This window comes from Rhodoferax sp. (assembly GCF_028689305.1).
GTDB lineage: Bacteria > Pseudomonadota > Gammaproteobacteria > Burkholderiales > Burkholderiaceae_C > Rhodoferax.
On the sequence record NZ_JAQTWM010000098.1, the window covers coordinates 1 to 12,008 of the forward strand.

General features: G+C 60.6%; 8 protein-coding genes. 5 read left to right on the forward strand and 3 right to left on the reverse strand.

What is annotated here, in order from left to right; translation table 11 throughout:
* Both PHW99_RS15780 and aceE read right to left on the reverse strand, forming a co-directional pair.
* A partial coding sequence (locus PHW99_RS15780; RefSeq protein ID WP_300179694.1) for a biotin/lipoyl-containing protein occupies positions 1–1,205 on the reverse strand: 1,205 nt, incomplete at its 3' end.
* An 89-nt stretch (positions 1,206–1,294) separates the two neighbouring features.
* A complete protein-coding gene (gene aceE, locus PHW99_RS15785) occupies positions 1,295–4,006 on the reverse strand; it encodes a pyruvate dehydrogenase (acetyl-transferring), homodimeric type (RefSeq protein WP_300179697.1) in 2,712 nt (903 codons plus the stop codon).
* 165 nt (positions 4,007–4,171) lie between these two features.
* Between aceE and PHW99_RS15790 the strand changes: the two genes are divergently transcribed.
* The 5 genes from PHW99_RS15790 (at position 4,172) to PHW99_RS15810 (ending at position 11,082) form a co-directional block, all read left to right on the forward strand.
* Complete coding sequence (locus PHW99_RS15790) at positions 4,172–6,724, forward strand: PAS domain-containing sensor histidine kinase (protein WP_300179700.1); 2,553 nt, start codon at positions 4,172–4,174, stop codon at positions 6,722–6,724.
* Positions 6,721–7,347, forward strand: coding sequence for a response regulator (locus PHW99_RS15795; RefSeq protein ID WP_300179703.1), 627 nt, complete (start codon positions 6,721–6,723; stop codon positions 7,345–7,347). The genes PHW99_RS15790 and PHW99_RS15795 overlap by 4 nt, the downstream gene beginning before the upstream one ends.
* 86 nt (positions 7,348–7,433) lie before the next feature.
* Positions 7,434–8,300, forward strand: coding sequence for a bifunctional methylenetetrahydrofolate dehydrogenase/methenyltetrahydrofolate cyclohydrolase FolD (gene folD, locus PHW99_RS15800; RefSeq protein WP_300179706.1), 867 nt, complete (start codon positions 7,434–7,436; stop codon positions 8,298–8,300).
* 5 nt (positions 8,301–8,305) lie between these two features.
* Positions 8,306–10,351, forward strand: coding sequence for a M3 family metallopeptidase (locus PHW99_RS15805; RefSeq protein WP_300179709.1), 2,046 nt, complete (start codon positions 8,306–8,308; stop codon positions 10,349–10,351).
* An 89-nt stretch (positions 10,352–10,440) separates the two neighbouring features.
* Positions 10,441–11,082: a glutaredoxin family protein gene (locus tag PHW99_RS15810; RefSeq protein ID WP_300179715.1), complete on the forward strand. Its 642-nt coding sequence runs from the start codon at positions 10,441–10,443 to the stop codon at positions 11,080–11,082.
* A 115-nt stretch (positions 11,083–11,197) separates the two neighbouring features.
* On the opposite strand, the gene PHW99_RS15815 is transcribed toward PHW99_RS15810, so the two are convergent.
* The coding region (locus PHW99_RS15815; RefSeq protein ID WP_300179712.1) for a calcium-binding protein at positions 11,198–12,008 on the reverse strand (811 nt) is incomplete at its 5' end.

A 12,008-nucleotide genomic window follows, 5' to 3' on the forward strand; every position in this document is an offset into this window, starting at 1 on the left:
GCGGCCACGCAGGCTTTGATCAGGAAGGCCAGCATGGTCACTTTCACACCGCTCTTCTCGTTCTCTTTGTTGGTGGAGACGCGGAAGGCTTCCAGGTCGGTGATGTCGGCATCGTCATGGTTGGTGACAGCCGGAATCATGATGGCGTTGCGCAGCAGGTTGGCGCCGCTGATCTTCTTGATGCGGCTGAGTTCCTTGCGCTCGATCGGGCCAAACTTGGCAAAGTCGACCTTCGGCCAGGGGATCAGGCCCAGGGCTGCGCCGTCACCACCCGCAGCAGCGGGCTTGGCGGCTTGCTGAGCGGCGATGGCGGCAGTCTGCGCCGTGCCACTCATCACCGAGCGGGTGAAGGCTTGTACGTCGTGGTCGGTGATGCGGCCTTTGAGGCCGGTGCCTTTGACCTCGGCCAGCGGCACACCCAGCTCGCGGGCAAACTTGCGCACCGAGGGTGATGCGTGTGGCAGGCCCAGCGTGTTGCCACCGGGTTGGTGGGCGGGTGCAGCCAGTGCCGCAGGTGCTACAGAAGGAGTAGCTACTTGCGCTTGTTCTACCTGGGCTACAGGCATATTTGACGTTGAAACAGTGGGCGCGGCAGCGCTGGCCACCGCAGCAGCCACCGCCGGGGCTGAGCCTTCCAGCACCACCAACAAGTCGCCAATATTGACCTTGTCGCCGAGCTTGACCTTGAGTTCTTTCACCACTCCGGCGGCGCTGGAGGGAATTTCCATCGACGCTTTGTCAGATTCGACGGTGATCAGGCTTTGCTCCAGCTTGATGCTGTCACCCACCTTGACCATGACCTCGATCACAGTCACGTCCTTGAAGTCGCCAATGTCGGGCACGCGCACTTCCACCGGGCCAGATGCTACAGAAACAGGAGCTGCTTGCGCAGGTGATACCTGGGCTGGAGCAGGTTTTTGTTCTGAAACGGCGGCCACGGGGGCAGCTGGGGCAACGGAGGCCTCGCCCGCCACTTCCAGCAACAGCACCAGCGAGCCTTGCTTCACCTTGTCGCCCAGCGCCACCTTGAGTTCCTTGACCACACCGGCGTGGCTGGATGGGATCTCCATCGAGGCCTTGTCGGACTCCACCGTGATCAGCGATTGTTCCGCCTTCACGCTGTCACCGGGTTTGACCAGCAGTTCGATCACTGCCACGTCGGCAAAGTCGCCAATGTCAGGGACTTTGATTTCAATGATTGCCATGTTTGTCTTCCTTTTTTGGTGTGCAGGACTTGTGACTACGACATCACATCGCTACGCAATATGAGTCTGCGCCACAAGTTGAATCTGCTTTATGCATAAAGCGGATTGACCTTGTCGGCCTGGATGTCATATTTGGCAATGGCCTCGGCCACCTTGCTCACGGGCAGTTGGCCCTCTTCACTCAGCGCCTTGAGTGCAGCCACCACAATGTAATAGCGGTTGATTTCAAAGTGTTCACGCAGTTTCGAGCGGAAGTCGCTGCGGCCAAAACCGTCGGTGCCCAGCACCTTGTAAGTACGGCCCTTGGGAATGAAGGAGCGAATCTGCTCGGCATAGGCCTTGATGTAATCGGTCGAAGCCACCACCGGACCAGCGTGCCCGTTCAGCTGCTGCGCCACAAACGGCACTTGCGGCTCGGCCGTGGGGTGCAGCAGGTTCTCACGTTCGCAGGCCTGGCCGTCGCGGGCCAGCTCGTTGAAGCTGGGGCAGCTCCACACGTCCGCCGTCACGCCCCAGTCCACCGCCAGCAGCTTCTGCGCCACAAAGCTTTCGCGCAGGATGGTGCCCGAGCCGAGCAACTGCACACGCGGGCCAGCCGCGCCTTCGGCGCCGGGTTTGCACAGGTACATGCCTTTGATGATTTGCTCTTCGGTGCCAGGGGTCAGGCCGGGCATGGCGTAGTTTTCGTTCAGCAAGGTCAGGTAGTAGAAGACGTTGTCCTGCTTCTCGACCATGCGTTTGAGGCCGTGGTGCAGGATCACGCCGACTTCATGCGCAAAGGTCGGGTCATAAGAAATGCAGTTGGGAATCGTGCCCGCCAGGATGTGGCTGTGGCCGTCTTCGTGTTGCAGACCTTCGCCGTTGAGCGTGGTACGCCCGGAGGTGCCGCCCAGCAAGAAGCCGCGCGCCTGCATGTCACCCGCTGCCCAGGCCAGGTCGCCAATACGTTGGAAGCCGAACATCGAGTAGTAGACGTAAAACGGCACCATGATGCGGTTGCTGGTGGAGTAGCTGGTGGCGGCGGCGATCCAGCTGGCCATGCCGCCGGCTTCGTTGATGCCTTCCTGCAGGATCTGACCCTTGACATCTTCCTTGTAGTACATGACCTGGTCTTTGTCGACCGGGGTGTACTGCTGGCCGGCCGGGTTGTAAATGCCAATCTGGCGGAACAGGCCCTCCATGCCAAAGGTACGTGCCTCGTCCACCAGAATCGGCACCACACGTGGGCCCAGCGCCTGATCACGCAGCAGCTGTGTCAAAAAGCGCACATAGGCTTGAGTGGTGGAGATTTCACGGCCCTCGGCAGTGGCTTCCATCACACTCTTGAAGTTGTCCAGCGACGGCACCGTGAACGACTCATCCGCCTTGGTGCGGCGATGCGGCAGATAACCACCCAGCGCCTGGCGGCGCTCGTGCAGGTAACGCATCTCGGGCGTGTCGTCGGCCGGTTTGTAAAACGGAATATCCTTGATCTGGCTGTCTGGCACCGGAATATTGAAGCGGTCGCGGAAGGTTTTGATGTCTTCGTCGGTCAGCTTCTTGGTCTGATGCACGTTGTTCTTGCCCTCGCCAGCCTTGCCCATGCCAAAACCCTTGACGGTCTTGATCAGCAGCACCGTGGGCTGGCCCTTGTGTTTGACAGCGGCGGCATACGCGGCATAAACCTTTTGCGGGTCATGGCCGCCGCGGCGCAGGTTCCAGATGTCGTCGTCACTCATCTTGGCCACCATCTCGGCGGTGCGCGGGTCGCGGCCAAAGAAGTTTTTGCGCACAAAGGCGCCGTCGTTGGCCTTGAAGGCCTGGTAGTCGCCGTCGAGCGTGTCCATCATGATCCTGCGCAGTGCGCCATCTTTGTCACGGGCCAGCAGCGGGTCCCAGTTGCTGCCCCACAGCAGCTTGATCACGTTCCAGCCGGAGCCGCGGAATTCACCTTCCAGCTCTTGCACGATCTTGCCGTTGCCACGCACCGGGCCGTCCAGGCGCTGCAGGTTGCAGTTGACGACAAAGATCAGGTTGTCCAGCTTCTCGCGCGCCGCCAAGCCAATCGCGCCCAGGCTTTCCACTTCATCCATCTCGCCGTCGCCGCAGAACACCCAGACCTTGCGGTTTTCAGTGTTGGCAATGCCTCGAGCGTGCAGGTATTTCAGAAAACGCGCCTGGTAGATCGCCATCAGCGGCCCCAAGCCCATCGACACCGTGGGGAACTGCCAGAACTCGGGCATCAGCTTGGGGTGCGGGTAGCTGGACAGACCCTTGCCCGCGGTTTCCTGGCGGAAGTTGAGCAGTTGCTCCTCAGTCAGCCGGCCTTCCATATAGGCGCGAGCATAGACGCCGGGGGCCACGTGGCCCTGGATATAGAGGCAGTCGCCGCCATGGTCTTTGCTCTCGGCATGCCAGAAATGGTTGAAGCCAGCGCCAAACATGTGGGCCAGCGAGGCGAAGGAGCCGATGTGGCCCCCCAAGTCACCGCCGTCTTCGGGGTGATGGCGGTTGGCCTTGACCACCATGGCCATGGCGTTCCAGCGCATGTAGGCGCGCAGGCGTTCTTCGATTTCGATGTTGCCAGGGCAACGTTCTTCCTGATCTGCCGGGATGGTGTTGACGTAGGCGGTGTTGGCTGAAAACGGCATGTCGATGCTGTTTTGGCGCGCGTGCTCCAGCAACTGCTCCAGCAGGTAGTGGGCCCGTTCAGGCCCTTCGGCCTGGATCACAGCGGACAACGCGTCCATCCATTCGCGGGTTTCCTGGCCGTCCACATCCATTGTGTTGATGCCGGGCGGGTTCTCGGGTACTGCTGACATGCTTGTCTCCTGTGTTATGGCTTGGCTATGGTAGTGGGATTACCCATTCTTGTCGCGGGAGGGATTTTAAGCAGACTTTGCTCAGAATTTCAAATTATGTTTTACGTATTCATAATATGAAATATTAAGCAGGAATTTGAGCCGGCGAACCCCTACACTTCCGCCATGCCTTTGCCCCCTCAACTGAAAAACATCATTCCCAGTCAGCTCCCGCCGGTGGCTGGCTTGAGGCGCTGGTGGTCCTCACAATCGCCGCAGCGACAGGACCGGTTTGCCATGCTGGCCCCGCTGGCGGCGGTGGTGCTGTTTCTAGCCGCCATCCTGTCGGCATTTGCCTACTTGCGTTTTGAGGAAATTGCCCGGGAGCGCGAGGCCCTGCACCGCGATGTGGAATACACCCAGCAGCGTTTGCGCTTGCGCCTGCTGGAACAGCAGGAACAATTCATGCGGTTTGCCCGCGAGATCGCCAGCCGCGAGATCTCCCATGCCGACTTTGTGACCCGGGCCGAGGCGCTGTCCACGCTGTTTCCCGAGCTGCAAAGTCTGACCTGGGTCGATGACAAGCAGCGCATCCGCGCGAACTTCGATCCCACCGGCGTGGTCACCCGCCTGACCAAGAATGATGCGGGCAACGTCTACATCAAGGAAACGCTGGACAACTTCCAGCTGACCCGCGATTTGCTGCTGCCGATCTATTCGTCACCCCACAAGCTGGCCGACGCACCCACCCGGCTGCAGTTGCACCTGCCGCTGATTGACAAGGCCAAATTCAAGGGCGACTTGCTGGCGCAATATTCGGTCGATGCCCTGTACCGGTATGGCATCCCGGACGAGGTTTCCTCCAAGTACGCCATTTCTTTTCATGATGCCGACGGCAAGGTGCTGGCCGGCACCACATTGACGGAAAAGGCTCTCACGCGCAGTTTGTTGCCCTGGGCCAATCCGATCAACGCCTATGACTTGCCGGTATCGCCGGTGGGCAATGGCTTGTCGATCCATGGTCAGGCCTACCGCACCTCATTGGGGGTGATCGGCAGCGGCTTGTTCTGGCTGGTGATGGTGCTTGCAGCCATCACCGCCTGGCTGCTGCTGGCCAACTGGCGCCACACCCGTCGCCGGATTCAGGCGCAAGATGCACTGGTGCGTGAAACGGCGTTTCGCCGCGCCATGGAAAACTCCATGCTCACCGGCATGCGTGCGCTGGACCTGCAGGGAAAAATCACCTATGTCAACGCGGCTTTTTGCAGCATGACAGGCTGGAGCGAGGAAGACCTGGTGGGCAAGACCGCGCCATTTCCCTACTGGCCCGAGGAAGATTACGACATCATGAAAGGCCGACTCTCCGAAGAGCTGGCCGGACGGGTGGAGCCCAGCGGCATCCAGTTGCGTGTGAAGCGCAAGGACGGCCGTATCATCGAAACGCGGCTTTATGTCTCGCCACTGATTGATTCTTTTGGTCAACAGACCGGCTGGATGACCTCCATGACCGACATCACCGAGCCCACCCGCGTGCGTGAGCAGTTGGCCGCCTCGCACGAACGCTTCACCGCAGTGCTGGAAGCGCTGGATGCGTCGATCTCGGTGGCGCCACTGGGCAACAATGAGCTGCTGTTTGCCAACAAGCTGTATCGCCTGTGGTTTGGTACCGAGGTACAAGGACATCTGCTGCTGGTGGCCGAGGCCGGTGTGCCAGCGCCGACCGCCAGTGACGAAGCGCAGGACACCGTGGACGTCTTTGCCGGCCTGCCAACCGACAATCTGCCCGACAAGGAAGCCGAGAGCGCCGAAATTTATCTGGGTAGTCTGGGCCGCTGGCTGGAAGTGCGCACCCGTTATCTGAGTTGGGTGGATGGGCGTCTGGCCCAGATGGTGATTGCCACCGACATCACGGCCCGGCGCAGTGCCGAGGAACAGGCCGAGCGGCAGGCCGAACACGCCCAGGCCTCCAGCCGTCTGATCACCATGGGTGAAATGGCCTCCAGCGTGGCCCACGAGCTTAACCAGCCACTGACGGCCATCAACAACTACTGCAATGGCATGGTTTCACGCATCAAGGCGGACCAAATCACCCAAGAGGAGTTGCTGGGGGCTCTTGAGAAAACCGCCCGGCAGGCCCATCGCGCCGGCCAGGTGATTCAGCGCATCCGCTCGTTTGTCAAACGCAGTGAGCCCAACCGCACCATCACCAGCGTGGTCACCATGGTGGCCGAAGCGGTGGAACTGGCCGAAATGGAGCTGCGCCGCCGCAACGTCAAGTTGTCCCAGTACCTGGCGCCCAGCTTGCCCAGCCTGGAGGTCGACCCGATCCTGATCGAACAAGTGTTGCTCAATCTGCTGAAAAACGCTGCTGAATCCATTGACGCCGCCCAGAAACCCACGGCCCAGCGCCTGGTGAAACTGCGGGTGACGCCCGCCGTGGTGGAGAACAAATCCGTGGTGGAATTCATGGTGATCGACTCCGGCCAGGGCATTGCGCCCGAGGTCATGGCCCGCCTGTATGAGGCCTTTCACTCCACCAAACCCGAAGGCATGGGCATCGGCCTGAGCCTGTGCCGTTCCATCGTCGAGTCACACATGGGCAGAATGAAAGCCGAGAACCTTTACAATGGCGACGCTGTAACCGGCTGCTGCTTTACTTTCTGGATACCTACCCCGGACCCATTACCAGCCGCGCCCACAAAGCGTTCTGAACAACAAGGAATTCAGGTTTCGCCATGAGTTTGATCCCCAAAAAAGGTACGGTATACGTCGTTGATGATGATGAGGCTGTGCGAGATTCACTGCAGTGGATGCTCGAAGGCAAAGACTACCGGGTGCGATGTTTTGACTCCGCCGAATCTTTCCTGAGCCGTTACGACCCGCGTGAAGTGGCGTGCCTGATTGTGGACATCCGCATGGCCGGCATGACCGGGCTGGAACTGCAAAACCGGCTGCTGGAAAGCCATTCCCCACTGCCGCTGGCGTTCATCACCGGGCATGGTGACGTGCCCATGGCGGTAGACACCATGAAAAAAGGGGCGATGGACTTCATCCAGAAACCTTTTAACGAAGAACAATTGGTGCCGCTGGTGGAACGCATGCTGGAACAGGCCAAGGACTCCTTTGCCGAATACCAGAGCGCCGTGGCCAGGGACGCCCTGATGGCCAAGCTGACCCTGCGCGAATCGCAGGTGCTGGAGCGCATCGTGGCCGGCCGGCTGAACAAACAGATCGCCGATGACCTGGGCATCAGCATCAAGACGGTGGAGGCACACCGTGCCAACATCATGGAAAAACTCAACGCCAACACGGTCGCCGACCTGCTCAAGGTAGCGCTCGGCCCGAACGCCGTCAAGGCTTGACCAGACCCTGTTTTTGCTATTACATAGATAGCTACATACGCCCGTCCTATCCGGGCTGGCTGGCTTTTTGATTGATCGGCTGACAAATGAATACATCCACTTCTGGCGCCCAGCTCATTGACGGTGTGGCACTGTCGCAAAAACTCCGCACCGATGTGACCGCCCGGGCACAAGCCCTCAAGGCCCGTGGCATCACCCCCGGCCTGGCCGTCATTCTGGTTGGTGACAACCCCGCCAGCCAGGTCTATGTACGCAACAAAGTCAAGGGCTGCCAGGACTGCGGTTTCCATTCGGTGCTGGAAAAATACGACGCCAGCATGACTGAATCCGAGCTGCTGGCACGCATTGAGGCCCTCAACCATGACCCGGCCATCCACGGCATCCTGGTGCAGCTGCCGGTGCCCAAGCACATCAATGCGGCCAAGGTGATTGAAGCCATCTCGCCGGCCAAGGACGTGGACGGCTTCCATGTGGCCAGCGCTGGTGCCCTGATGACCGGCATGCCCGGTTTCTGGCCCTGTACGCCCTATGGCTGCATGAAGATGCTGGAATCCATCGGTTACGACCTGCGCGGCAAACATGCCGTGGTGATTGGTCGCTCCAACATCGTCGGCAAACCCATGGCCTTGATGCTGCTGGAAAAAAACGCCACCGTGACCCTGTGCCACAGCGCCACCCATAACCTCAAGGCCATGACACTGCAGGCCGACGTGATTGTTGCCGCCGTGGGCAAGCGCAATGTGCTGACGGCCGACATGGTCAAACCCGGCGCCGTGGTGCTGGACGTGGGCATGAACCGCAACGACGAAGGCAAGCTGTGTGGCGATGTCGACTTTGAAGGTGTGCGCCAGGTGGCCAGCGCCATCACCCCGGTGCCCGGCGGCGTTGGCCCCATGACCATCACCATGCTGCTGGTCAACACCCTGGAAGCTGCCGAACGCGCTGCACCATAAAACCGATGAACAATCCCCTGCTCTCTTTTGACGACCTGCCGCAGTTTGACCTGATCCACCCGGAGCACGTCGAACCGGCCATCGACCAGTTGCTGGAACAGGCCAGCCTGGCCCTGGAGACGGTCACGGCCCCGGCCTTTGAAACCAGCTGGAATGCCATTGCCCGTGTGCTGGACGTGGCCACCGAACGCCTGTCCCGTGCCTGGGGTAGCGTGAGCCACCTCAACAGCGTAGCCGACACACCTGAACTGCGCGCCGCCTACAACGCTGCACTGCCCAAGGTGACCGAGTTCTACACCCGCCTGGGTGCCGATGAGCGGCTGTATGCCAAATACAAGGCCATCAGCCCTGACAACCTGAACACCGAGCAACGCCAGGCCCACCAGAACGCCCTGCGCAATTTTGTGCTGGGTGGCGCTGAGCTGCAAGGCGCTGACCGCACCCGCTTTGCCGAGATTCAGGAACGCCAAGCAGCGCTGAGTCAGAAGTTCAGCGAAAACGCCCTGGATGCCACCGATGCCTTTGCCTACTACGCACAAGCCGATGAACTCGACGGTGTGCCCGCCGACGTGCTGCAGACCGCGCAGAAGGCGGCCCAGGCTGACGACAAGGAAGGTTACAAACTCACGCTGAAAATGCCGTGTTACCTGCCGGTGATGCAGTTCGCCCGCAACAGCGCCCTGCGCGAAAAACTCTACCGCGCCTATGTCACCCGCGCTTCCGATCAGGCGCCCGAGGACAGCCGTCAGTTTGACAACTCGGCCCTGATCAACGAGATGCTGGCCCTGCGCCTGGAAGAGGCCCAACTGCTCGGGCACGCCAATTTTGGCAGCCTGTCGGTGGTGCCCAAGATGGCCGAGTCGCCCGAACAGGTGATCAACTTCCTGCGTGACCTGGCCAACCGTGCCCGCCCCTACGCCGAGCAAGATCTGGCCGACCTGCGGGCCTTTGCGGCCCAGCAGCTGCAGCTCGACGACCCGCAACCTTGGGACTGGCCCTACATCAGCGAAAAATTCAAGGAAGCGCGCTACGCCTTCAATGAGCAGGAAGTCAAACAGTACTTCCCGCTGCCCAAGGTGCTGGCCGGCCTGTTCAGGATTGTCGAAACCCTGTTTGAGGTACAGATTCGCCCGGACCACGCACCGGTCTGGCATGAGGACGTGCGCTTTTACCGCCTTGAACGTGCGCAGGCCCAGGGTGCGCCCCAGCTGGTGGGCCAGTTTTACCTGGACCCCGCTGCGCGCAACGGCAAACGTGGCGGCGCCTGGATGGACGATGTACGCGCCCGCTGGTTGCGCCCCGACACCGGGCAATTGCAAACCCCGGTCGCTCATCTGGTGTGCAACTTTGCCTCGGGCGTGGCCGGCAAACCGGCCCTGCTGACACATGACGACGTCACCACCCTGTTCCATGAATTCGGCCACGGCCTGCACCACCTGCTCACCCAAGTGAACGAGCGGGACGTCTCTGGCATCAGCGGTGTCGAATGGGACGCCGTCGAACTGCCCAGCCAGTTCATGGAGAACTTCTGCTGGGAATGGGACGTGCTCCAGAGCATGACCGCCCACGTCGACACCGATGCACCGCTGCCACGCACCCTGTTTGACAAGATGCTGGCCGCCAAGAACTTCCAGAGCGGCATGCAGACCCTGCGCCAGATCGAATTTGCGCTGTTTGACATGCTGCTGCACACGGCCCATGACCCGGCTCAGGACATCATGCCGTTGCTCAACCAGGTGCGCGCTGAGGTGGCTGTGCTGCAGCCGCCCAGCTGGTCGCGCACCGCCCACACCTTCAGCCACATCTTTGCCGGTGGTTACGCTGCGGGTTACTACAGTTACAAATGGGCCGAGGTGCTCAGCAGCGATGCCTATGCTGCTTTTGAAGAAACCGTTGGTGCGGACGGCCTGCCCAGCATCGACATGGGTCGGCGCTACCGCCAGGCCATCCTGGAAGCCGGTGGCAGCCGCCCGGCCATCGAATCCTTCAAGGCCTTTCGTGGCCGCGAGCCCACGCTGGACGCGCTGCTGCGCCACCAGGGCATGGCCTGACGTTTTTTCTGGAGAACACGGCAATGTCATCTTTTTCCACTCACTTGCCAGGCAACAGGTTGACGCAACGCGGCGCCAGTTTCTGGCGGATGGGCACCATCGGCGCCACATTGGCTCTGGCGGCGTTGACGACTGGCCAGGCTGCCGCCCAAACCGTCTACCGCAGTGTTGGCCCCGACGGCCGTGTCACCTTTTCCGACACACCACCGGCCAAGGCGGTCCAGACCCAGTCGCTGGAAGGCCCCGCTGCCGCTGCTTCAGCCAGCGGGCAGGCGCTGCCATTTGCACTGCGCCAGGTGGTGAGTAAATACCCGGTCACCCTCTATACCTCGACCAACTGCGCACCCTGCGACAGCGGCCGCAACCTGTTGCGTGGCCGGGGCGTGCCATTCACAGAAAAAACCGTCACCACCGAAGAAGATATCGGCGCCCTGCAGCGCCTGACGGGCAGCAGCACGCTGCCCTTTCTGATGGTTGGCGCCCAACACATCAAAGGTTACTCAGACGTCGAATGGACACAGTACCTTGGCGCCGCTGGGTATCCTGAGAAGAGCCAGCTGCCCGCAGGTTACCGCAACCCGGCTGCCACACCCTTGGTGACCGCCGCCGCCGCCACACCAACCGCAGCCGCCAGCGCGCCCGACACCCGCCAGCCCAAACCAGGCCCCACACCGCCGCCAGCCCCCGTCAAACGTGTCAACCCGGACAACCCGGCCGGCATCCAGTTCTGACAGCCGCCAGTCCGTTTATCCATCAAAAAAACCCCCTGATCGTCATCCGACAGGGGGTTTTGTCATTGGGCAAAGCCATTCAGCAACAGCCGCCCGCCGTCAAAGACATCTCCGCCTAATGCCAATTCGCCGCAATCACCGTGTTCAATGAACCCTGGTAGGCCGCTGGCAGTGTGGTTTGCCCCGCCGCAGGCGGTGCAAAGCTGGCCATGGCACTGACCAGGTTTTGGACTTGACTGTCAAGCAGGGTTTTGCCGTCACTGGTTTTGATTTGCTCAACGTGATATTGACTACCCAAGTACCAGTTTTGCAACGTGACACTGTCCTGCGTGCCGATCAAGCTGACGGTGAGATCATTGCCAACTTGACTGAACCAGAGCTGGTCTGATTGCACCCCCTCCAGCGTCAACAGGTCTTGGCCATTTCCGTCGAGCAACAAATCCTGTCCATCCCCACGTGCATATAAATATCGATCATTCCCCCATAGTTCATTGATGATTTGATCGTTGCCCAGCCCTCCACGTACCGTGTCACCCCCACCCCCTGGGTGAATGATGTCATCCCCAGCCCCAGCGTCGATGGTGTCGGCAGCCCAGGCAGAGGTGATCTGGTCATTGCCACTCCCGCCACTGATGTTGCTACTGCCTCCGGGCGCATGGATGATGTCATTACCATCCCCACCCCGAAACGTATCTGTGCCCCAGCCTCCGGTGAGTGTGTCATCACCCTCGCCTCCGTCGAGCACATTGCCAGGGCCTCCGGTAGCGTTCAACACATCATTGCCGCTGTCACCATAGAGCGTACTGCTGGCCCAACTGCCAGTGAGTGTGTCATTGCCTGCCCCACCATGCAGTGGGGTGTTGTTGGCATCAGCTGTCAGCGTATCGTTACCAGCCAAGGGATCAGGTGCAGCCACAACAACACCG

What these genes read in the sequence shown, in the direction of transcription:
- PHW99_RS15805 (WP_300179709.1), top strand. Translation starts at nt 8,306, where the DNA reads ATGAACAATCCCCTGCTCTCTTTTGACGACCTGCCGCAGTTTGACCTG.
- aceE (WP_300179697.1), bottom strand. Translation starts at nt 4,006, where the DNA reads ATGTCAGCAGTACCCGAGAACCCGCCCGGCATCAACACAATGGATGTG.
- PHW99_RS15795 (WP_300179703.1), top strand. Translation starts at nt 6,721, where the DNA reads ATGAGTTTGATCCCCAAAAAAGGTACGGTATACGTCGTTGATGATGAT.
- PHW99_RS15790 (WP_300179700.1), top strand. Translation starts at nt 4,172, where the DNA reads ATGCCTTTGCCCCCTCAACTGAAAAACATCATTCCCAGTCAGCTCCCG.
- PHW99_RS15810 (WP_300179715.1), top strand. Translation starts at nt 10,441, where the DNA reads ATGGGCACCATCGGCGCCACATTGGCTCTGGCGGCGTTGACGACTGGC.
- folD (WP_300179706.1), top strand. Translation starts at nt 7,434, where the DNA reads ATGAATACATCCACTTCTGGCGCCCAGCTCATTGACGGTGTGGCACTG.